The sequence below is a fragment of the Streptomyces sp. NPDC042002 genome (assembly GCF_055588305.1).
This window is the reverse complement of sequence record NZ_JBVJCT010000012.1, coordinates 124007-145318: the sequence shown is the minus strand read 5'-3', so window position 1 is coordinate 145318 and position 21312 is coordinate 124007. Positions and strand designations below refer to the sequence as shown.

The 21312-nt window shown below is 72.7% G+C and carries 21 protein-coding genes; 8 read left to right on the top strand and 13 right to left on the bottom strand.

Annotated features, from left to right (window positions below; all coding sequences use genetic code 11):
• Positions 1 to 131: 131 nt before the first annotated feature.
• Both afsR and ACZ6KY_RS19955 read left to right on the top strand, forming a co-directional pair.
• Positions 132 to 3089 carry an SARP-family global regulator AfsR gene (afsR, locus tag ACZ6KY_RS19960; RefSeq protein ID WP_469311595.1) on the top strand — a complete coding sequence of 986 codons (2958 nt, stop codon included), beginning with the start codon at positions 132 to 134 and terminating at the stop codon, positions 3087 to 3089.
• A gap of 222 nt (positions 3090 to 3311) precedes the next feature.
• Positions 3312 to 3485 (top strand): hypothetical protein, encoded by a 174-nt coding sequence (locus ACZ6KY_RS19955; RefSeq protein ID WP_469311594.1) that lies wholly within the window; start codon positions 3312 to 3314, stop codon positions 3483 to 3485.
• 121 nt (positions 3486 to 3606) lie between these two features.
• Here the strand turns inward: ACZ6KY_RS19955 and ACZ6KY_RS19950 are convergent, their stop codons facing one another.
• The 3 genes from ACZ6KY_RS19950 to ACZ6KY_RS19940 are packed head-to-tail and all read right to left on the bottom strand — an operon-like array spanning position 3607 to position 5973.
• Positions 3607 to 4002 (bottom strand): PIN domain-containing protein, encoded by a 396-nt coding sequence (locus ACZ6KY_RS19950; protein ID WP_469311593.1) that lies wholly within the window; start codon positions 4000 to 4002, stop codon positions 3607 to 3609.
• Positions 4002 to 4289 (bottom strand): ribbon-helix-helix domain-containing protein, encoded by a 288-nt coding sequence (locus ACZ6KY_RS19945; RefSeq protein ID WP_469311592.1) that lies wholly within the window; start codon positions 4287 to 4289, stop codon positions 4002 to 4004. Before ACZ6KY_RS19945 ends, ACZ6KY_RS19950 begins: the two co-directional genes overlap by 1 nt.
• A 19-nt stretch (positions 4290 to 4308) precedes the next feature.
• Entirely contained in the window at positions 4309 to 5973 is a 1665-nt protein-coding gene (locus tag ACZ6KY_RS19940; RefSeq protein WP_469311591.1) for a fatty acid--CoA ligase family protein, read from the bottom strand.
• Positions 5974 to 6071: 98 nt separating this feature from the next.
• Between ACZ6KY_RS19940 and ACZ6KY_RS19935 the strand changes: the two genes are divergently transcribed.
• The 3 genes from ACZ6KY_RS19935 to ACZ6KY_RS19925 are packed head-to-tail and all read left to right on the top strand — an operon-like array spanning position 6072 to position 8486.
• Positions 6072 to 7220, top strand: coding sequence for a lipid-transfer protein (locus ACZ6KY_RS19935; RefSeq protein ID WP_469311590.1), 1149 nt, complete (start codon positions 6072 to 6074; stop codon positions 7218 to 7220).
• Between the two features lies 1 nt (position 7221).
• The gene (locus tag ACZ6KY_RS19930) at positions 7222 to 7686 is read left to right on the top strand and encodes a Zn-ribbon domain-containing OB-fold protein (protein WP_469311589.1); all 465 of its coding nucleotides are present in this window, start codon (positions 7222 to 7224) and stop codon (positions 7684 to 7686) included.
• Complete coding sequence (locus ACZ6KY_RS19925) at positions 7683 to 8486, top strand: enoyl-CoA hydratase/isomerase family protein (protein ID WP_469311588.1); 804 nt, start codon at positions 7683 to 7685, stop codon at positions 8484 to 8486. The genes ACZ6KY_RS19930 and ACZ6KY_RS19925 overlap by 4 nt, the downstream gene beginning before the upstream one ends.
• A 13-nt stretch (positions 8487 to 8499) precedes the next feature.
• Here the strand turns inward: ACZ6KY_RS19925 and ACZ6KY_RS19920 are convergent, their stop codons facing one another.
• The 3 genes from ACZ6KY_RS19920 to kbpA all read right to left on the bottom strand — a co-directional run bounded on the left by ACZ6KY_RS19920 (position 8500) and on the right by kbpA (position 12639).
• Entirely contained in the window at positions 8500 to 9135 is a 636-nt protein-coding gene (locus ACZ6KY_RS19920; RefSeq protein ID WP_469311587.1) for a hypothetical protein, read from the bottom strand.
• A gap of 57 nt (positions 9136 to 9192) precedes the next feature.
• A complete protein-coding gene (locus tag ACZ6KY_RS19915; protein WP_469311586.1) occupies positions 9193 to 11523 on the bottom strand; it encodes an outer membrane protein assembly factor BamB family protein in 2331 nt (776 codons plus the stop codon).
• A 381-nt stretch (positions 11524 to 11904) separates the two neighbouring features.
• Positions 11905 to 12639 (bottom strand): AfsK-binding protein KbpA, encoded by a 735-nt coding sequence (gene kbpA / locus ACZ6KY_RS19910; protein ID WP_469311585.1) that lies wholly within the window; start codon positions 12637 to 12639, stop codon positions 11905 to 11907.
• Between the two features lie 594 nt (positions 12640 to 13233).
• Here kbpA and ACZ6KY_RS19905 point away from each other — a divergent pair.
• Positions 13234 to 13881 (top strand): TetR family transcriptional regulator, encoded by a 648-nt coding sequence (locus ACZ6KY_RS19905; protein WP_469311584.1) that lies wholly within the window; start codon positions 13234 to 13236, stop codon positions 13879 to 13881.
• A gap of 45 nt (positions 13882 to 13926) precedes the next feature.
• On the opposite strand, the gene ACZ6KY_RS19900 is transcribed toward ACZ6KY_RS19905, so the two are convergent.
• Complete coding sequence (locus tag ACZ6KY_RS19900) at positions 13927 to 14580, bottom strand: nitroreductase/quinone reductase family protein (RefSeq protein WP_469311583.1); 654 nt, start codon at positions 14578 to 14580, stop codon at positions 13927 to 13929.
• 122 nt (positions 14581 to 14702) lie between these two features.
• Positions 14703 to 15890 carry an acyl-CoA dehydrogenase family protein gene (locus tag ACZ6KY_RS19895; RefSeq protein ID WP_469311582.1) on the bottom strand — a complete coding sequence of 396 codons (1188 nt, stop codon included), beginning with the start codon at positions 15888 to 15890 and terminating at the stop codon, positions 14703 to 14705.
• Positions 15891 to 16163: 273 nt separating this feature from the next.
• Here ACZ6KY_RS19895 and ACZ6KY_RS19890 point away from each other — a divergent pair, with 273 nt between their 5' ends.
• The gene (locus tag ACZ6KY_RS19890) at positions 16164 to 17354 is read left to right on the top strand and encodes a thiolase C-terminal domain-containing protein (RefSeq protein WP_469311581.1); all 1191 of its coding nucleotides are present in this window, start codon (positions 16164 to 16166) and stop codon (positions 17352 to 17354) included.
• 26 nt (positions 17355 to 17380) lie between these two features.
• On the opposite strand, the gene ACZ6KY_RS19885 is transcribed toward ACZ6KY_RS19890, so the two are convergent.
• Positions 17381 to 17578, bottom strand: coding sequence for a hypothetical protein (locus ACZ6KY_RS19885; protein WP_469311580.1), 198 nt, complete (start codon positions 17576 to 17578; stop codon positions 17381 to 17383).
• 113 nt (positions 17579 to 17691) lie between these two features.
• Here ACZ6KY_RS19885 and ACZ6KY_RS19880 point away from each other — a divergent pair, with 113 nt between their 5' ends.
• On the top strand, positions 17692 to 18348 hold the full coding sequence (locus ACZ6KY_RS19880; RefSeq protein ID WP_469311579.1) for a pyridoxine/pyridoxamine 5'-phosphate oxidase: 657 nt from the start codon (positions 17692 to 17694) through the stop codon (positions 18346 to 18348).
• Between the two features lie 78 nt (positions 18349 to 18426).
• Here ACZ6KY_RS19880 and ACZ6KY_RS19875 read toward each other — a convergent pair whose 3' ends face one another.
• From ACZ6KY_RS19875 to ACZ6KY_RS19860, 4 genes are all read right to left on the bottom strand, one after another.
• Positions 18427 to 19302 carry a GNAT family N-acetyltransferase gene (locus tag ACZ6KY_RS19875; RefSeq protein WP_469311578.1) on the bottom strand — a complete coding sequence of 292 codons (876 nt, stop codon included), beginning with the start codon at positions 19300 to 19302 and terminating at the stop codon, positions 18427 to 18429.
• Between the two features lie 65 nt (positions 19303 to 19367).
• On the bottom strand, positions 19368 to 19973 hold the full coding sequence (locus tag ACZ6KY_RS19870) for a GNAT family N-acetyltransferase (RefSeq protein WP_469311577.1): 606 nt from the start codon (positions 19971 to 19973) through the stop codon (positions 19368 to 19370).
• Positions 19974 to 20091: 118 nt separating this feature from the next.
• Positions 20092 to 20487, bottom strand: coding sequence for a Zn-ribbon domain-containing OB-fold protein (locus ACZ6KY_RS19865; RefSeq protein ID WP_469311576.1), 396 nt, complete (start codon positions 20485 to 20487; stop codon positions 20092 to 20094).
• A 185-nt stretch (positions 20488 to 20672) separates the two neighbouring features.
• On the bottom strand, positions 20673 to 21125 hold the full coding sequence (locus ACZ6KY_RS19860) for a DoxX family protein (RefSeq protein WP_469311575.1): 453 nt from the start codon (positions 21123 to 21125) through the stop codon (positions 20673 to 20675).
• Positions 21126 to 21312: the final 187 nt, after the last annotated feature.

Here is a 21312-nt window from a genome sequence, read left to right as displayed (position 1 = left end):
GGGGGGTCTGTGTGAGGACCGTGTGCCCTACCGAGCGGCACCCTGTGATCGCCGTCTCGCACGGCTGACGCATCCGCCGTGAACAAGGCAAACTGGCCTCGTTGTACTGACAGTTCGGCAGGGGGACAGCGATGGACGGTGTGCCGCGAGTACCGGAGCAGCGGCACCCGGGCTCCGAGGAGCCCGCGGCGTTGCGCTTCAGCGTGCTCGGCCCGGTGCGCGCCTGGCTCGGGGACGATCCGCTGCCGGCGGGGTCCCCGCAACAACGCGCCCTGCTGGCCGCGCTGCTGCTCCGTGACGGCCGTACGGCCACGGCATCCGAGCTCATCGACGCCCTGTGGGGCGACGAGCCCCCGTCGCAGGCGCTGGCCGCCCTGCGGACGTACGCCTCACGCCTGCGCAAGACGCTCGGCGCCCAGGTCCTGGTGAGCGAGTCCGGCGGCTACGCGATCCGTTCCCTGCCCGACGGGGCGCTCGACCACGTACGCGCCCAGGAACTCGCGGCCGACGCCGAGAAGGCGCGCGGCTCGGGTGACCTGTCACGCGCCCGCGACCTGCTCCGGGACGCCCTCGCCCTGTGGGACGGCGAACCGCTCGCGAGCATCCCCGGCCCCTACGCGGAGACACAGCGGGCCCGTCTGGAGGAGTGGCGGCTGCAACTCCTCGAATCCCGGCTCGACATGGACCTGGAACAGGGCTTCCACGCGGAGGCGGTCTCCGAACTCACGGCGCTCACCGCGGCGCACCCGCTGCGCGAACGCCTGCGTGAACTCCTGATGCTGGCGCTGTACCGCTCCGGCCGCCAGGCGGAAGCCCTCGCGGTGTACGCGGACACCCGGCGGCTGCTCGCCGACGAGCTGGGGGTGGACCCGCGACAGGGCCTGAAGGAACTCCAGCAGCGCATACTCCAGGCGGACCCGGGCCTCGCGGAACCCCCCGCCCCGAAGGCGGAGCCCGCCGCCGCCCTCGTCCGCCCGCACCAACTCCCCGCGACCGTCACCGACTTCACCGGCCGGGCGTCCTTCGTGCGGGAACTGAGCGACGTCCTCGCCTCGGCGTCCTCCGACGAGGGCAGCGTCATGGCCGTCTCGGCGCTGGCGGGCATCGGGGGCGTGGGCAAGACGACGCTCGCCGTGCACGTGGCCCACCAGTCCCGCGCGGCCTTCCCCGACGGGCAGTTGTACGTCGACCTTCAGGGCGCCGGATCGCGGGCGGCCGAACCGGAGACGGTCCTCGGCGCCTTCCTGCGCGCTCTCGGAACGGCGGACTCGGCGATCCCGGACTCGCTGGAGGAACGCTCGGCCCTCTACCGCTCCGTCCTCGACGGCCGACGTGTCCTGGTCCTGCTGGACAACGCCCGCGACGCCGCCCAGGTGCGCCCGCTGCTGCCCGGCACCGAGGGCTGCGCCGCCCTGGTGACCTCGCGCATGCGGATGGTGGACCTGGCCGGCGCCCATCTGGTGGACCTCGACGTGATGTCTCCCGAGGAGGCGTTGCAGCTCTTCACCAAGATCGTGGGCCAGGAGCGGGTCGCCTCCGAGCGGGAGGCCGCCCTCGACGTGGTCGCCGCGTGCGGCTTCCTTCCGCTCGCCATCCGTATCGCCGCGTCCCGGCTCGCCGCCCGCCGCACCTGGACGGTGTCGGTGCTCGCGGCGAAGCTCGGCGACGAGCGGCGCCGGCTGGACGAACTCCAGGCCGGCGACCTGGCCGTCAAGGCCACCTTCGAACTCGGCTACGGCCAGTTGGAGCCGGCCCAGGCCCGCGCGTTCCGGCTGCTGGGCCTCGCCGACGGCCCCGACATCTCGCTCGCGGCCGCGGCGGCGGTGCTCGACCTCCCCGCCGAGGCCACCGAGGACCTCCTGGAGTCCCTGGTCGACACCTCCCTCCTGGAGTCGGCGGCCCCCGGCCGCTACCGCTACCACGACCTCGTACGCCTCTACGCGCGTGCGTGCGCCGAACGCGACGAACAGCCCCCCAGCGAGCGGGCCGCGGCCCTGTCGCGGCTGCTGGACTTCTATCTGAGTACGGCGGCGGGGGTGTACGTCCTCGACCGTCCCGGCGACAAACTGGTGGAGCACCTGGAGCCCACGCGGTACCCGGGCCTGGTGTTCGAGGACCGCCATCAGGCCCAGGACTGGCTGTACGCGGAGGCGGTCTGCACGCTGGCCTGCGTACGGCAGTCGATGGGGCAGGAGACGTTGGCACGGGCCGTCGACCTGCTGTGGGCGGCCTGCGACCTGGCCGAATCGGGGGCCAACTCCAAGGAGTACGAGGCCATCGCCGAGGCCGCGGGCACCGCCGCGCGGGCGCACGCGGCCCCGCGGGCCGAGGCGCGGGCGCTCACGGCGCTCTCCTTCGTGCACCACATCACCGGCCGGTTCGACTCGGCCGACGCGGCGGCCACCCGCGCCCTCGAACTGGCCCTCGCCGCCGGTGACCCGCTGACCAGCTGCTGGTCGTCCAACATCCTCGGTGTGATCGCGATCTACCAGAACCGTCACGACGACGGAGAGGCTCATCTGAACCGCGCCATCGAGAACTTCCGTGCCTGCGAGGACCGTCCGGGCGAGGCGAGCGCGCTGTGCAACCTCTCGCGCATCCATCTCGCCACCGGACGGACCGCGAGCGCGGTGGCCCTCGCCCAGCAGGGCACGGACATGTACGACGACATGGGCCACGCGCTGAAGGGCGCCAACGGCCGGTACGCGCTGGGGCTGGCCCTCACCCAGAGCGGGCAGCTCGGGCAGGCCGTCGACCGCCTCCAGGAGGCCCTGGAGGTCTTCCGGGACAGCCGCCAACGGCTGTGGGAGGGCATGACCTTGTTCCGTATCGCCGAGGCCGACTTCATCGCGCGGCGGCCCGCCCAGGCCGCCGGGAACGCGGAGTTGGCGCTGACCGTGCTGCGCGGGATCGGCGGCGACTGGCGGCGCGGCAACGTGCTCACCGTGCTCGGCCGGGCCCTGAGCGGCATCGGCCAGATCGGCCGCGCACAGGTCTGCTGGCGCGAAGCCCTGGACATCTTCGAGGGGTTGGGCGCACCGGAGGCCGACGAGGTGCGCGCGCTCCTGAAGCCGCTCGCCATCGCCTGAGACCGCACGCCTGCGCGTTCATCGTTCGTTTATCGCCACCAGGCACTCTCAAGTTGTCGATCCGGCGCGTCGGGGGGCAGGCGGAACGACATACGGCCACACCTCTAAGGTGAACCGGCCCAGAAGTGCCCGTCCGGCGGTCCTCGGGGGAGTTGCCGGGCGGGCCCTTCCCGACTACCGCAACAGCGACAGCAACGAACTGAACTGCCAGGGGAGCCAGTCATGAGTGACGATCTCAGCACCGACAACGTCCACGCCACCGGCGAGCCGACCGCCACCACGGACAACGTTCACGCCACGGACGAGCCCCTCACGGGCAAGAACCCGATCGCCCCGGGCGAGGACACCGGCGACGCGTCCACGGACAACGTCCACGCCACGAACGAACCTGCCTGACCAGAACCACTCCACACGGGGATCGGCCGCGGCGGCGCGGAGGGGGAGCCGCCGCGGCCGCCGTGTATCCGGGCGGTACGGCTGTCCGGTACCCGGGAGTGGTGCGGCGGCGGGACGCCGGCTACAGCCCCCGGACCGCCACCCTGGGCCCGCACAGCTTCTTCAGGTCGTCCTCGTCCGACGTGTAGAGCACGACGTTCCCGCGCTGCCGCTCGGCGATGGCCGCCAGGGCCGCGTCGACGGCGTACTTGTGGCCGTGCAGTCCGCTCTCCGCCAGCAACACGATCGCGGCATCGGCGATCTCCCGCGTCACGGGTTCGACGATGATCCGGGACATCGCCCAGGACCAGGCCGACCGCTTCACCTGGCCGCGGTAAGCCTCGATCAGAGTCATGGAACTGGTCACGACACCGATTCCGGCCCGGTGAGCGTCCACGAGCCGGGCGGTCATCCGTCGTTCGCGCAGCGCCGCCCGGGACAGGGCCTCGCGGTCCAGCACGTAGATACCGGTGCCCATCAACCCGCCATCGGCAGGCTGGGTCCGCCCGTGCCGGACGCGGCATCACGCTCGCTGAAGTGACGGTCGAGCTCGCGCCGCTCGGCCTCGGCCGCCGCCAGCTCCTCCTCCGTGAGGGGCCCGCCCTCCTCCTGCATCCATACCACCAGCCCCCCGAGCCGGTCCCGCTCCCGCTGGCGCTCTATGGCCTGACTGACGTAGGCGCTGAAGCCCCCCGGCCCCATCTCGCTGCGGATCTCCTCGGCGAGCTCCTCCGGCAGCGTGACGGTGTACTTCTTGGTTGCCATACCCATTACCATACCAAGCTCACCGTCCCCTCAGCTCCCCCTTCACCACCTTCCCGCTCGCGTTGCGTGGCAGGTCGATGACGAACTCGACCGTGCGGGGCACCTTGTAGTTGGCCATCTCGCGGCGGGACCAGGTGATGAGGTCGTCGGCCGTGAGGGTGGAGTGCGGGCGGCGGACGACGTAGGCCCTGCCGACCTCGCCGAGCCGGCTGTCCGGTACGCCGATGACCGCCACGTCGGCGACTTCGGGGTGCAGGCCGAGGAGCTGCTCGATCTCCGCGGGGTAGGCGTTGAAGCCGCCGACGATGAACATGTCCTTGATCCGGTCGGTGATGCGGAGGTTGCCCCCGGCGTCGAGGACGCCCACGTCGCCGGTGCGCAGCCAGCCGTCCTCGGACAGGACCGCCGCCGTGGCCTCGGGGTCCTCGAAGTAGCCGCTCATCACGTTGAAGCCGCGGACCAGGACCTCGCCGGGAGAGCCGGGGGCGGCCGGGGCTCCCGAGGCGTCCACCACCCGCACCTCGGTGTCCGGGATCGCCCGGCCCGAGGTCGAGGCGATCACCGCCGGCGGGTCCCCCCTGCGGCACATCGTGACGATGCCGCTCGCCTCGGAGAGCCCGTACGCCGTCAGGACCGTGTCCACGCCGAGTTCCGTGCGCAGGCGCTCGACGAGACGCAGCGGGACCACCGCGGCGCCGGTCACCACCAGCCGCAGCGCGGAGAGGTCGTACGTGTCGCGGGCGGGGTGGTCGAGGAGGGACTGGTGGAGGGTGGGCGGGCCGGGGAGGACGGAGACGCGTTCCGCGGCCACGTTCGCGAGCACCGTGTCCACGTCGAACACCGGCTGCGGCACCATCGTCGCCCCGCGCATCAGACAGGCGATGATCCCGGCCTTGTAGCCGAAGGTGTGGAAGAAGGGGTTCACGATCAGATAGCGGTCCCCCGCGCGCAGTCCGGCCAGGTCGCTCCAGATCCCGTAGCCGCGCAGCGTCTGCGCGTGGGTGATCAGCGCTCCCTTCGGCCGGCCCGTGGTGCCCGAGGTGAAGATGATGTCCGAGGGGCAGGCGCCGGACACGGCCGCGCCCCGACGGCGTACGTCGTCCCGTCCCACACCCTCCCCGTCCGCCAGGAAGTCCTTCCACGTACGGAAGTCGGCGGGGGCGTCGTCCGCGAGGACCACCACCTGTTCCAGGTGCGGGAGGCCGGGGAGCGGGCCGGTTCCGGCGGCGGAACCGGGGACGGGGCCGGCACTGGGGTCAGGACCGGCACTGGGGCCGGGGCCTGATTCCTGGGGCCGCCCCGCCGCACGGCGCAGCGACGCCACGTACGACGTGCCGAGGAACGTTCCCGTCACGAACAGCAGCTTCGCCCGGCTCCTGGCCAGTACGTACACCGCTTCGGCGCCCTTGAAGCGGGTGTTGAGGGGGACGAGGACCGCGCCCGCGGACACCGCGCCGAGGGCGGAGACGATCCAGTCGAGGGTGTTCGGGGCCCAGATGGCCACGCGGTCGCCGACCCGTACGCCGCTCGCCATGCAGGCCGCCGCCGCACGCTCCACGCGGGCGCCCAACTCCTCGTAGGAGATGCGCGTCCGGCCCTCGACGACCGCCTCGCGGTCCGCGAAACGGGCCGCCGCCGACCGTACAAGACCCGGGACGCCGCCCCACTCCAGGTCACCGCGCATCGCGCACCTCCCGCCCGAGCACCACCAGCTGACTGACCGTCAGATTAGCTGTAGCCTGACGGCCTGTCAGCAGCCGGGACCGTGTGCGGAGGTCACCCATGCCAGGGATCAAGGACGCCACAGCCGTCGTCGGGATAGGACAGACCCCCTTCGCCCGGCAACTCCCCGAGTCCGAGAAGACCTTGGCCTGCCGCGCGATCCTCGCCGCCCTCGACGACGCCGGCATCGCGCCCGCCGAGGTCGACGGGCTCGCCTCCTACACCATGGAGGAGACCGACGAGGTGGAGGTGGCCAAGGCCGTCGGGCTCGGCGACCTCACCTTCTTCAGCAAGGTCGGTTACGGAGGCGGCGGTTCCTGCGCCACCGTCGCGCACCTCGCCGCCGCCGTCGCCGCCGGTCAGGCGACGGTGGGCGTGGCCTGGCGCTCGCGCAAGCGGGGCAGCGGGCCGCGCCCCTGGAAGAACACGGCCGTCCAGCTCCCCACCCCGGCCCAGTGGACGCGGCCCTTCGGGCTGTTGCGGCCCGCCGACGAGATAGGGATGCTCGCCCGCCGTTACATGCACGAGTACGGGGCGACCCGCGACCATCTCTTCAACGTGGCGCTGGCCTGCCGCAACCGCGCCAACCAGAACCCGGCCGCGATGATGTACGAACGCCCGCTGACCCGCGAGATGTACATGACCTCCCGCTGGATCAGTGAGCCCCTCTGCCTCTTCGACAACTGCCTGGAGACGGACGGCGCGCTGGCCTGTGTGATCGTCTCCGCCGAGCGGGCCCGCGACTGCCGGCGGCGGCCCGTGTACGTCCACTCCGCCGCCCAGGGCCTGCCCGCCCAGCACCACGGCATGGTCAACTACTGGAACGACGACCCGCTCACCGGACCCGCCTGGACCGCCGCCCGACATCTGTGGAAACACGCCGACTTCACGCCGGAAGACGTGGACGTGGCGCAGATCTACGACGCGTTCACGCCCCTCATCCCCCTCTCGCTGGAGGGATACGGCTTCTGCGGTCGGGGCGAGGGCGCGGCCTTCACGGAGGGCGGGGCGCTGGAGATCGGCGGACGGCTGCCCGTCAACACCGGGGGCGGCGGGCTCAGCGAGGCCTATGTGCACGGCTTCAACCTCATCAACGAGGGCGTGAAGCAGTTGCGGGGCACGAGTACGGCGCAGGTGCCGGGGGCGGCCACCTGCCTGGTCACAGCGGGGGAAGGGGTCCCGACCTCCGCACTCCTGCTGAGGAGCTGAGATGGCTGAGACGGCCGAGACGAACCAGCTGAACGAGTCCCTTCTGTCGCCCGTCCCCGACGACGACGGCGCGCCCTTCTGGCAGTACGCGGCCCGGGGCGAACTGCGCGTCCAGTCCTGCGCCGACTGCGGCGAACTCCGCTTTCCGCCCCGCCCGTGCTGCCCGCACTGCCACTCCTTCGCGGACGCATGGCGAAGGATGAGCGGGCGGGGCCGCATCTGGTCGTACGTCGTCCCGCATCCGCCGCTCCTTCCCGCCTACGCGGAGCTGGCCCCGTACAACGCGATCGTGGTGGAGCTGGCCGACGCGCCGCGGATACGGCTGGTCGGAAATCTGGTGAGCGGACCGGACGGACCCCTCAACTCCGTTGTGCCGGAACGGATCCGGATCGGGGCGCGGGTGCAGGCGGTGTTCACCGAGGTGAACGGCGTGACCGTCCCGCGCTGGGTCCTGGAGCGGGCGTGAACGGGAGCGGGAGCGGGGCAGGGGGCCGCGGGCTCGCGGTGAGCGTCGACAAGGACACCGGCGTCGCCGTCCTCACGCTCGACCGGCCGGAGCGGCTGAACGCCATCGACCTCGGCACCGCCGCCGAACTGGCCGCCGCCTGGCAGGCGTTCCGGTACGACGACACCGTACGGGCGCTCGTCGTCACCGGCGCCGGGTCGCGGGCCTTCTGCACCGGGATCGACCGGGGCGCCGAGGTGCCGCAGCCCAACTCCCCTTACATGGTGGACGATCCACTCGCCGCGATCGGGCCGAAGGCGAACGGCCTGTGGAAGCCGGTGATCGCCGCCGTGAACGGGATGGCGTGCGGCGGTGCCTTCTACCTGCTCGGCGAGGCGGAGTTCGTCGTGGCCGACGAGGAGGCGGCCTTCTTCGACCCGCACACGACGTACGGGATGGTCAGCGCGTACGAGTCGGTCTACCTCGCGCAGCGCATGCCCTTCGGGGAGGTGGCCCGGATGGCGCTGATGGGGACCGCCGAGCGGATCTCCGCGCGGCGGGCGTACGAGGTGGGGCTGGTGTCCGAACTCACCCCGCCCGGTGGCGCGTCGGCGGCGGCCGTGGCCTGCGCGGCCGTCATCGCGTCCTACCCGGCCGAGGCCGTCCAGGGCACCGTACGGGCGCTCTGGCAGGCGCAGGAGGCCACCCGGGCGGCGGCCCTCGCGCACGCCCCGCAGCTCGTCTCCCTCGGCAACCTGCCGGGCGAGCGGCAGGCGGAGCTGTTCGCCGCGCGGCGCCCGGGCGGTTTCCGGACGCGGTGAGCCCCGCGGAAGGTCACCGGTCGGCAGTGGCCCGGGGATCGACCTCGCAGTGGTCGATCCGGTCCACGACCCCCGTGCTGGCAGCGGCCATCCGGACGGTCGCCTTGCCGTTCGCGGGTACCGACACCTGGCTGGCGGAGTCGGCCATGGTGAAGCCGGTCTCGTCCTTGTAGCCGACCTTCACGGTGAAGAGAACCTCGCGCCCGTTCGGATTCCTGACCTCGACGGTCGTGTACGGGTCCTCCTCGCTCGCGCAGTGCACGAGCACCGCGGTGCCGTCCTTCGGGGGCCGGGCTGTGCCGCCGGTGGAGGACGCGGTGGGGGTGGAACGGCGGGTGGGCCGGGAACTGTAGGTACCGCCGCCGCTGCCACCGGTACGCGTACCGGAGCCGTACGCGTCACCGCCGGGCGAACTGGACGAGCCGCCGTACGGGTCGCTGCCGGACGAACCGCTGCCGTACGAGCCACCGTCACCCGACGTCGACGACGACGAACTGTCGTGGTCCTGGCGGGAGCTGCTGCAACCGCCTCCGCCACCGCTGTAGTGACTGCGGCTGCGGTGACCGCGGCCCGACGAGAAGCCCGTCAGGGCCAGCACCACCATCACCGACACCACTGTGAATCTGAGCCTGCTCCCCCGCGTGTACATGCCGTCACCCTACCCACGGCCGCCGCACCCGCCCCGACCAGGGCCGAGCGGCCCGTCTCACGTCGTGCGGGCCGTCCCGGTTCCCTTCTCCGCGTCCAGCGCGTACACACAGCGGTCCTTGCTGCACGCGTACACGACGCCGTCCTTGACCACCGGCGCCCCGGTGATCTCGCCGCCGGTGGCCAGCTTCCAGCGCAGGCGCCCGTCGTCGGCCTTCAGGGTGTACAGGAGGTGGTCCGTGGAGCCGAAGTGGATACGGCCCTCGGCCACCGCCGGGGCGCCGACCAGGTCGCCCCCGGCCTGGAAGCGCCACTTCGGGGTGCCGGTGACGGCGTCGAGCGTGTACAGGCCCTTGCCGCTGCCGACGTGGACGTGTCCGGCGGCGACGAGGACCGGCTCGGTGGAGGCGCGGGACTCGGTGGCGATGCGCCAGCGGTCGCGGCCGTCGGTCGCGTCGAGGGCGTACACCGTGCCGAGGTAGTCGGCGAGGTAGACACCGCCGCCCGTCACCGCCGGGCCCGGGGCGAAGGTGGGCGGGCAGAGGAAGACGGCCGGGGCCTCGAAGTGCCAGCGGACGTGACCGCTGGCCACGTCAATGGCGAGGACGCGGGTGCCGGCACAGATGTAGACGTAGCCGTCGGGCGCGTGGGTCATGCGGACCGGGACGCCGCCGCAGGAGGCCGCGTCGCCGATCGGGTACGACCAGCGTTCCTCGCCCGTACGGGCCTCCAGCGCGCGCAGCCGCGCGTCCTTCCAGACGTACACCGTGCCGTCGTGGATCACCGGACCGGCCTCCGGGGACTCGAAGTCCGTCTGGCCGCCGCTGATCTCCCAGAGCTTCTGGCCGTTGGAGGCCTCCCACGCCTGGATCCCGCCTCCGCGCGTGCCGGTGACGACCGTTCCGCGGTCGGCCCGCAGGGAGTAGACCCAGGCGTCGGTGGACAGGCGCCAGAGGTCGGCGCCCTCCCTGGCTTCGAGCGCGAACAGCGTCGGCCCGTCGGACGCGTGGATGCGGCCGTCCGCCACCGCCATCGACCAGGCCACGTCACGGGTCTTGAAACGGCGGCGGCCGGTCGCCACGTCGAGGGCGTGGACTTCGAAGGAGGTGACGTAGACGAGGTCGCCGGCGACCGAGGGAGTGCCCCAGACGTCGTTCGACATACGGAAGCGCCAGGGGCGCCAGCCGGCCGACGCGTCGGGCACCGGGGGCGCGACCGTGGGCACGGGCGCCGGCTCGGCTCCGTTCACGCCGATGCGCGGCCGGGACCAGGACGCCGCGAGCCCGGCCTCCGGGGGCGGCGCCTTCACGGCCGCCGCGCGGGCGTCCAGGACCCGCGGGCCGGGACCGATGGGCACCTTGGCGCCCGCGAGGCGCACCGGGCCGGTGTCGGGCGCCCCCACGGGCACCGGGGCGTGCGAAGGGGGCGGAGGGACCGCCGGGCGGCCCCCGCCGCTGCGTCCGCTCCCCCCGGCCGGCGGCTTGACCGGGGGACGGCCGCCGCGGCGCGTCTCGATCAGGCCCACCGCCCGCTCGGGCAGCCACGCCGACGCCGTACCGCTGTCGTCGGAGCCGGAGCCGAAGAGGTGGGGCGCGAGCTGGGCCTGGAGGTCGGCGGGGTTGGGGCGGGCGGTGGCGTCCATCTGCATGCAGGACTCGATGAGCGGGCGCAGCTCATCGGGGAGTCCTTCGAGGTCCGGGCCCTCGCGGAGCAGCATGAAGACCGTCTCGACGGGGTTGGCGCCGTGGAAGGGGGCGTGTCCGGTGGCCGCGAAGACGAGCATCGAGCCGAGCGAGAAGACGTCACTCGCGCCGGTGACACTGCGCGAGTCCTTCGCCTGCTCGGGCGACATGTAGGCGGGGGTGCCGACGGCGACATTGGTCATAGTCAGACGGGTGTTCGAGACGCCGGACGCGATACCGAAGTCGATCACGCGCGGCCCGTCCTCGACCACCAGGACGTTGGAGGGCTTCAGGTCACGGTGGACGAGTCCCGCGCCGTGGATCGACTGGAGCGCCTCCGCGACGCCCGCCGCCAGCCAGCGCACGGCCTGGGCCGGGAGCGGCCCGCACTCATTCACTATTTCCTCGAGCGAGGGCGCGGGGACGTAGGCGGTGGCCAGCCACGGCACCGCGGCGCGGGCGTCGGCGTCGACAACGGCCGCCGTGTAGAAGCCCGACACGGCGCGGGCCGCCTCGACCTCGCGCGAGAAGCGGACCCGGAACAACTGGTCCTCGGCGAGCTCCGTCCTGACCGTCTTGATCGCCACGCGCCGGCCGGAAGCCGAGCGCGCGAGATAGACCAGCCCCATGCCGCCGGCACCCAGCCGTCCCAGCACCTCGAACGGCCCGATCCGGCGCGGATCGTGCTGCGTCAGCTGATCCACCACTTGCCTGCCACCTCCCCGTACGGGTCGCGTCATCCACGTATGAACGCGGCCCAGTGCAGCGTCTCACCACCGCACCGCCATGGCGGCACGCACCCCGATTCTTCCTGGCCGAGCCCCCGGTTGCGAACCCGGGGGCGGATCGGGGTGTCTCATGACAAAACAACTCCCCCGGCGGAAGTACGGTCGCCGGGGCGCGACGGTTCAGGGCCGATATGCGCCCCTCACCCCAGAAGTACCCCGCCCCGCACCCCGGAAGTGCCGTCCCTCACTTCCCAATGCCGTGCCCCCGCCGCAGAAGCGTTCCCGCCTGTGCCGTCGAAGCAACTTCAACGTTGAAGCATCGTCACCGCTGAATCGAGGTCACGGCCGGCCGAAGCGCGTTCACCGTTCGAGTACCGCGAACGACGCACCCTGATTGTCCGTGACGACGGCCACCCGCCCGTACGACGTGTCGAAGGGTGTCACCTGGACACGGCCGCCGAGGCGATTCACCGTCCCGAGTGTTTCCTCGCAGTCCTCGACTCCGAAGTGGACGAGGAAATGGGGAGGCATCTCGGCCGCGAAGACGCCCGCCACGGGGACGCGGCCGAAATCGGGGGTCGCGTCGGGCCCGAACAGGGCGTCGTGGAACAGGGCGCCGTAGAAACGGTCGACGGTCGCGGTGTCGCGCGCGTACAGCTCGGCCCAGCAGAACGTGCGCGGCTCGTGGCGCTTGGCGAAGCCGGCGTGGGTGCCGGGTTGCCACAGCCCGAAGACGGCGCCCTCCGGGTCGGTGGCGAGGGCGGTCGTGCCCAGCCCGCCCGACGCTCCGGCCTCCGTGGGCGCGGTGATGATCTGGCCGCCCGCCTCCCTGATCCGCCGGACGAGCGCCACGGCGTCCGGCGTCGCGAAGTACACCGTCCACACGGTGGGCATCCGCCCGTCCAGCTTGGGCGTGAGTGCCGCGACCGGCTCACCGTCCAGCTCCGCCAAGCCCTCCGGGCCGGACTCCTCGGGGAACGTCCAGCCGAAGAGCTCGCCGTAGAACCGCTTGCCCGCCTCGACGTCGGGGAGCTGTGCGTCGACCCAGCAGGGCACACCCTCGGAGAACTCGGCGACAACGGCTGATTCGGCCATGCGGCCAAGCTAACGGCCCTTTCCGCATCCCGCAGAGCATGCGCACCTGCTCCGGTGACGCCCCGCCCCTGCTCAGGGGCCCACAGGGGAACGTGCGCGCCATTTCCGGGGGGGGTGTGCGCGGGAGCGTGAGCATCCCTTTCCGGGGGCCGGACGGGAAGTCCGGGAGCCTCTTCCCGGGGGCCCGGCGGGAAGTCCAGGATCCTTCACCGGGGCGGGGCGGGAAGTCCGGAAACCTCTCCCCCGGGGCCCGGCGGGAAGTCCAGGAATCCTTCACCGGGGCCGGGCGGGAACGCTAGCGACCTTCTCCCGGGGAGTGGGCGGGAACGCGAGCGGCCTTCCCAGACGGCCCCCGGGAGCGAGTGGCCTTCCCCGGGGGCCTCGCGGCAGCACTCGCACCGTCGACGGGCATCCGCACCGGAACACGTGAACCGTTTCCGGGGGTTCACATGGGTGCGCGCGGCCCTCCGCCGGGCGCAGCGGAGAACCCCTCCGGAGCCGTGGTGAACCCCGTTGAACCCCCGCGCTGTACGGCCGCACCCCATTTGCAGTCGGCCGAATCGCGCTCCGATCACCCCTCGGTAAGCTGACGGCATGACAGGACAAGTGCGTACCGTCGACGGCCGCGTGGCCGGACGGCGTGGGCAGGCGACCCGGCAGAAGCTGCTCGACTGCCTCAGCGAGATGCTCAGCTCCTCGCCCTACCGGGATGTCAAAGTCATTGACGTCGCCCGGAAGGCAGGCACTTCACCGGCGACCTTCTACCAGTACTTCCCGGACGTCGAAGGCGCCGTCCTGGAGATCGCCGAGCAAATGGCCGCCGAGGGCGCGGGGTTGACCCAGTTGCTCGAAGGGCGTTCCTGGGTCGGCAAGGCCGGTTGGCAGACCGCGCAGGAACTCGTCGACGGCTTCCTGGAGTTCTGGCGGAAGAACGACGCGATCCTTCGAGTCGTCGATCTCGGTGCCGCCGAGGGCGACAAGCGGTTCTACAAGATCCGCATGAAGATCCTGAACTCCGTGAACAACTCCCTTACGGACTCGGTCACCGACCTCCAGGCCAAGGGCAAGATCGACAAGGACGTGAACCCCGCCGCGATGGCCGGTTCCCTCGTCGCCATGCTCGCGGCGGTGGCCTCGCACCAGAAGGGGTTCCAGTCCTGGGGCGTCAAGCAGGCCGAACTCAAGCCGAACCTCGCGCTGTTGGTGTATCTGGGCGTGACCGGGAAGAAGCCGACGAAGTAGATTCCCGCGTCTGAACGCCCCAGCTCCTGTCATGCGGGCGGCAGTTCACTCCGGAGGAACACTCCGGTGAACTGCCGCCCGCTGCGCTGTACGGGCAGGCACCGGTCGGCGCACGATCCTGAAGAGCCGTATCTCCCGGTCCACCCGGGCCTGATAGGCGGCGTACGGCGGCCAGAACGCCAGGGCCGTCTTCCAGACCGCGGCCCGTTCCTCACCCGTGAGGAGCCGGGCGGTCACGGGGATGTCCTCACCCTTCCAGTTGATGACGGCGTCGGGATGGGCGAGCAGGTTCGCGGTCCAGGCGGGGTGGTCCGTACGGCCGAAATTGGACCCGACGAGAATCCAGCCGGCCTCCGCCACCTCACCCGAGACGGCCTCCGGCGCCTCACCCGAGAGGGTCCTCGCCGCCGCCCCCGCGGCCTCACCCGAGACGACGCCGGGTACCCCACCCGAGACGGCACCCGGCACCGCACCCGCCGCGTGGCCCTCCGGCATGCACGCCAGCGGGGTGCGGCGCTCCAGGCCGCTCTTGGCGCCGCGCGCCGTGAGGACGACCCCCGGCAGCATCTGGGCGCTGAGCAGCACCTTGCCGCGCGTGAGCCGGTGCACGGCGCGGTCGAGGGCCGGGATGAGGTGAGGGGCCACCCTGGCGAAGGTCCGGGTGGAGGACACCCTCTGCACCAGCCGCACACCGGGCATCCTTCTCGCCCCGGTCCCCGTACCCGCCCGCCCACCGGCGCCGGACCCCGCAGCGGACCCCGCACCCGTCCCGGTGTCGCTCCCCGCACCACTCCTCTTGCGCGAACGCCTGGCCGCCGCCATCAGACCCTCACCTCTCCGCCGTCGAAGAGCCGCGCGACATCGGCGGCGTGCGCGCGCAGCCGGTGCACGGGGCCGAAGAGCAGTTCGTCGCCGGACGCGCGCTTGAAGTAGAGATGGGCGTCGTGTTCCCAGGTGAAGCCGATGCCGCCGTGCAGTTGGATGCCTTCGGAGGCGGCCGTGCGCAGCGACTCCAGCGCCTGGGCCAGGGCGAGCCCGCCCACGCGCTCGCCGCCCGTCCCGGTGGCCCACGCCGCGTAGTACGCCGCCGAGCGCGCCGACCGCACGCCCACGTACACGTCGGCGAGCCGGTGCTTGACCGCCTGGAAGGAGCCGATCGCCCGCCCGAACTGCTCACGCCGGCGCACGTATTCGACGGTGCGTTCCAGCGTGCGGTCGGCGGCGCCCACGGCTTCCACGGCGAGGACGGCGGCTGCGGTGTCCCCGACGCCGGCCAGCGCGGCGGACACGTCGGCCTGCTCCTCGCCGAGCAACTCGGCTTCCACGTCACGCAGTTCGAGCCGCGCCTGTGGCCGTGTCGCGTCCAAGGACGTCTGCCGTGCGCGTACGAGTCCGTGGGCGCCCGCTCTCACCAGGAACAGCAGCGTCCGCGACCGCGCGAACCCGCCGGTGTGCGCGGCCACCACCAGCAGCCCGGCGCTGTGTCCGTCGAGCACCTGCGCCGCCTGCCCGTAGAGCCGCCACACGCCCTCCGCCCGGCGTGCCTGGACTCCCCCCGCGCGTCCGCCGCCGGCCCAGTCGCCGTGGTTGTCGCCGACCAGCCCGAGAGCGGTGGCCAGACCCGCGCCGGGCACCGCGAGGGCGGCGGTCAGCGCTCCGGAGGCCAGCGGCGGCAACAGGGCGGCACGCTGGGCCTCGGTGCCGAGGGCCAGGATCAGCGGGGCGGCGAGAACGGCGGTGGACAGCAGCGGAGAGGGGGCCAGAGCGCGGCCCGACTCCTCGCAGGCGAGGGCGAGTTCGGTCACCGAGCAGCCGACACCGCCGTACGCCTCGGGGAGGGCGAGCCCGGGCAGCCCGAGCTGCTGCGCGAGGGCTTCCCAGAGCGCCGGGTCGTAGCCGCCGGGTGTCTGCTCGGCGGCCCGCAGCTCCTCCGGGCCGCACCGCTTCGCGAGCAACTCCCGCAGCGTGCGGCGGATTTCCTCCTGCTCCGCGGTGAGCTGGGCATCCATGGGCGGGCTCCTCCCTCGTCGGGCAGCGGGACCGACTGGACAACGGGACAGCTGGACGGCTGGACCTGGACAGCCGGGCGGCGGGACGGCCAGGTGGTGCGACCGCCGGGCAGTGCGACCCCCGGGCGGCGGGCTTCCGGTCGGCGGCCTCCCTGGCCCCCGGGCGACCAACTCCCGGATCTGACGGGCCGTCATGCTAGGCCGGAGGGTCCCAGATGCACAGGGGTGCGACCACCTCCCGGCGGGGCAGTTATCTGATGTACCGTCAGATTCATGACTCACGCCACCCGGAGCCACAGCCGTCGAAAGGTCGCCGTCGTCGGCACAGCCCTGTCCGACTGCGGCCGCGTGGACGAGGCGACCCCGTACGCGCTGCACGCCCAGGCCGCGCGCCGCGCGCTGGCCGACTCCGGCCTGGACCGCTCGGTGATCGACGGTTTCGCGTCGGCGGGACTCGGCACCCTCGCGCCCGTGGAAGTGGCCGAATACCTGGGCCTGCGGCCGACCTGGGTCGACTCGACCTCCGTCGGCGGGTCCACCTGGGAGGTCATGGCGGCCCACGCGGCCGACGCCATCGCGGCGGGCCACGCCGACGCCGTCCTGCTCGTCTACGGCTCCACCGCCCGCGCCGACATCAAGGCGGGCCGCCGCACCGGCAACCTGTCCTTCGGCGCGCGGGGCCCGCTCCAGTTCGAGGTGCCGTACGGCCACACGCTCATCGCCAAGTACGCGATGGCCGCGCGCCGCCACATGCACACGTACGGCACCACGCTCGAACAGCTCGCCTCGGTCGCCGTCCAGGCCCGCGCGAACGCCGCCCACAACCCGGAGGCGATGTTCCGCGCCCCGGTCACCGTCGACGACGTCCTGTCGGGGCCGATGATCGCGGACCCCTTCACCAAGCTGCACTGCTGCATCCGCTCCGACGGCGGCGCGGCGGTGCTGCTGACGGCCGAGGAGTACGTACGCGACTGCCGTACGGCCCCGGTCTGGGTGCTCGGCACCGGCGAGCACGTCTCCCACACCACCATGTCCGAGTGGGCCGACTTCACCGTCTCCCCGGCGGCGGTGAGCGGCCGGCTCGCCTTCGAACGCGCCGGAGTCCGCCCCGCCGAGATCGACTTCGCCGAGATCTACGACGCCTTCACCTACATGACCCTCGTGACCCTGGAGGACCTCGGCTTCTGCGCCAAGGGCGAGGGCGGCGCCTTCGTGGACGCCGCGAAAGGGCGGCTGCTGGTGGACGGGGAACTGCCGGTGAACACCGACGGGGGCGGCCTTTCGGCCCAACACCCGGGAATGCGCGGCCTGTTCCTGCTGGTGGAGGCCGTACGGCAGTTGCGGGGCGAGGTCCCGGAGGAACGGCAGGTACGACGCCCCGACGGGGCGCTGCCCGAGCTGGCGGTGGCGTCCGGGACGGGGGGATGGTTCTGCTCGTCGGGGACGGTGGTGCTGGGGCGGTAGAGCCCGGACGCCGGTCGGTCGGTCGGTCAGGGCAGGACGGTGACGGCGGCCGTGTCGTTGCCGGGGTTCGCGTCGTTCCGGCCGGCCGACGGCAGGGCGTCCTCGATGGTCACGCTGCCCTCCCCCGGTCCGTCGAGGCACAGGATGAACTCGAAGTCGCGGCTCTCGCCCGGGCCGAGCTCGTCCACCGGGTAGCTGTACGTCCGCGTCCTCGGCCTCCGCATGGAACGGCGTCTTGGCCTTGGGCCCGGTTCTGTCGCCGTGCGGGCGCAGATAGAACTGCCGCACGGCGTGCTGATGGCACGGCTCTGTCAGTTCCCCGAGTGATACTCGGGGCATGGGAACGGATCTGCACGACGTGCTGAGGTCGCTGCGGGTGTGGGACGCCGAACTGCCGTCCTTCGACCCGGCGGCCGCGCCCGCCGAACCACTGGCGCTGTTCACGGAGTGGTTCACGCAGGCCGTGGCGGCGGGGCAGACCGAGCCGCACACGATGTCGCTGGCGACGGCGGACGAGGACGGCCTGCCCGACGTCCGGATCGTGATGCTGCACGGCGCGGACGCGGACGGGTGGGCCTTCGCCAGCCATGCCACCAGCCGCAAGGGACGGCAGCTCGCCGCCCGCCCGTACGCGGCGCTCGACTTCTACTGGCCCGTCCAGGGCCGTCAGATCCGGGTGCGCGGGCCCGTGACCGTCGCGCCGCCCGAGGAGAGCCAGGCGGACCTGCACGCCCGGTCCACGGGGGCACTGGCCGCCGCACTGGTGGGCCACCAGAGCGAAGTCCTTCCCTCCCGGGCGGAGTTGGACCGGGCGTCGGACGCGGCCTGGGAACGGGCCGGGAGCGCCCCGCGCTCCCCCGCCCCCACCTGGACCCTCTACCGCCTGCGCCCGGACGAGGTCGAGTTCTTCCAGGGTGACGCCCGCCGGCGCCACGCCCGGCTCGTCTACCGCCGCACGGACGCCGGCTGGGACACGGAGTTGCTGTGGCCGTGACACCGGCGGTGACGCCGGACGCGACGGTCCGCGCCTCGCCCGGCGCGTCGCCCGGCGCGCGCATGCCGTCCGCGTCGCCTACACGCCGTACGTGAAGTCGTACGTCGCGAAGTCCGAGACAGGGCGGTAGCCGATGCGCTGGTACAGGCCGTTGCTGGTCGGATTGGCGAGGTCGGTGAAGAGCAGCACCTCCTGGAGGCCGGCGGCGACCGCGGCGCGGCTCACCTCGGCGGTGACGGCACCGGCGTACCCCTGGCCGCGCAGGTGGGCCGGGGTGTAGACGGGCGCGACGCGGAGCTGCCCGGCGACCGGGGGTGTCGCGCCCGCCATGGCGACGGGGGTGCCGTCCGGGGTCTCCCAGAGGGTGACGCCGCCGTAGGAGATCCGGTCGTCGGCCCAGGCGCCGGCGTCGCGGTGAGCGCCTTCGCCGATCGCCTCGGCGAACTCCGTGTACCAGCGAGCTAGGAGGTCCCGGTCGGCCTCGCCCGCGACCCTGGCCCGGCCGGGCGGCGCGGGCTCGGGCACCGTCAGGTCGCCGAGCCGGTACAGCCGCTCGCCGCGCAGCGGCGCGGCCGTCGCTCCGGTCCGCCGCTGCCAGGCCTCCACGAAGGCCGCCACGGTGTCGGTGTCGGCGGAGACACCGGGCACCTCGATCTCCGCGTCCGCGAGCAGCGCGGCGAGCGTGTCCGCGCCCCGCTCGTCCAGCGGCGTCACGTTCAGCCGGTACGGCGGCGTACGGAAGAAGGCCGCCAGGACCGCCCCGTCCCGCTCCAGGAACCCGAAGACCGGCACGCTCCCTCCGAACCCGCCCATGCCCCGCCTTCGCAGCGCGTCCGTCACGGTCAGCGCGACGGTGTGCTGAGCGGGCCGCGACCGGAGAAAGTCTCCGGCCCGGCCGAGGAACGCGTCGAGGTCGTGGGTGAGCTGCCAGTCGTACGCCACGGAGGAGGTCATGTCCGATGATCCCGTGCGACCACCGCGCCGTGCCTCCGATTTTCGGCGGGTGCCGGCCTCGTCCCCTAGCGGGCCGGCGCGGGTTCCGGATCCGTCGACAGCCGGCCGTGCAGGTGGACGTCACGGAACGCGTCGTGACGCCCCGCCTCGAACATCGCGCCGCGCAGAGTCCCCTCGTACCGGAATCCGCAGCGCTCGGCGACCCGGCAGGACACCTCGTGGCCCACGGCGTGGCCGAGGTCGAGGCGGTGCAGGGCGAGGTCGACGAAGCTGTAGCGGGCCGCGAGGGTGAGGGCGCGGGTCGCGACCCGGCGGCCGCGGGAGTCCGGGAGGACCCAGTAGCCGACGCGGGCGCAGCCCATCACGTGGTCGATCTCGTTGACGCCGATGTGCCCCAGCGTCGCGCCGCTCTCGGCGTCGGTGACGCAGAAGGAGACCCCGGTGCCGTTCGTCGCGGCGGCGACGCGCCTCCCGAGCGCCTGACGGGCGGAATCGATGTCCCGGACGAACTTGAGCGGGGTGTTCCAGCGCTGGAACTCCGGATCGGCCAGCCCGCGCAGATACGCCGAGACGTCGGCGTCGGACTCCGGGTCCCAGGGGCGCAGCAGCAGACCGAGGCCTGCCAGTTCGGGGAAGGGATGGACGGCGAACTGTTCATGGACGTCGGACATCCAGCCATTCAAACCCGTTCACGCCCACAGGTCACTCCCACACGTCACTCCCACAACGGACCGGGCTTCCGGAAGGACCCCGCGGCGGCCCGGCTCACGATCGGCCTCCGCACCCGTTTCAGTCCGTCTCCGGCGTGTGGTGCGGGTCCGGCCGGAACACAGGGACCCCCGCCCGGAACGCCACCTCCAGCTTCATCCCGATCCGCAGCGCCGTCCCGTCGCACTCGACCACCTCGGTCATCATCCGGGGACCGTCCGCCAGGTCGACGACGGCGGCGACGTACGGCACCCGCTCGCCGAACGGCGGCAGGTCGTTGCGGTGGACGACGGACCAGGTGTAGAGCGTGGCGCGGCCGCTCGCGGGGCGCCAGCTCACGTCCTCGCTCCAGCAGTGCGGGCAGAACTCCCGGGGGTAGTGGTGGACGCGGTCGCAGGCCGCGCAGTGCCGGATCAGCAGCCGCCCCTCGGCCGCCGCGTCCCAGTACGGCCGGGTGAAGGCATCCGCCTCGGGCACGTCGAACCCGCCCCCGGACCCCACCACTCCCACGGAATCCGCCGCACCGGCGGATTCCGCGGCTCGCACAGATCCCGTCGCACCCGCGGGGCCTGTCGCCCCCGCAGAATCCGTCGCCCCCGCGGGGCCTGTCGCACCCGCGGAACGGGGCGGGCCCGCCGCTCCCCCGCCCCGCACGGTCCCGCTCACTGGAAGAGTCCCAGGGCGTTGTCCAGGGACCACGTCTGCCAGGACATCGCGAACAGACCGACCGCCGAGACCAGCGCCATCATCGCGTTCTGCCCCTGTTCCGCCCAGTCGTGGATCATGAGCGTGAAGTAGAGGACGTTGAGGAGCAGGCCCGCGACCAGCGCGACGGGTGTCAGCAGTCCGGCCACCAGCCCGAGGCCGAGGGCCAGCTCCGCGTACACGACCACGTACGCCATCGTCCGCGGGCGCGGTGCGACGACCGCGTCGAATCCGGACCGTACGGCGCTCCACCGGTGCTTGGACGCGACGTCCGCCGCCCAGGCGATCCCGGTCCCGCGCTCGAACCAGCCCTTCTTGTCCTTGTGGCGCCAGCTCTCCAGCCACCACAGCCCGAGCCCGATACGGAGCACGGCCAGCCATTCCGCCCCGCCGAGCCAGATCGTGTCCATGGCCGAACCTCCCGCAGAGCCGTCCAATCTGACGGAACGTCAGTTTCGACTCCCCGAGACGCCCGCGCAAGAGGCAGGCACCCGCCGACGAGGACTGCGCCGCCGGTCCTCCACCGACCCCCTCCCGCTCCAGCCCTCCCAAGGGGCGCGCGGGGCCGATCCCGCGCTCCCGCAAAAGGCGTACGCC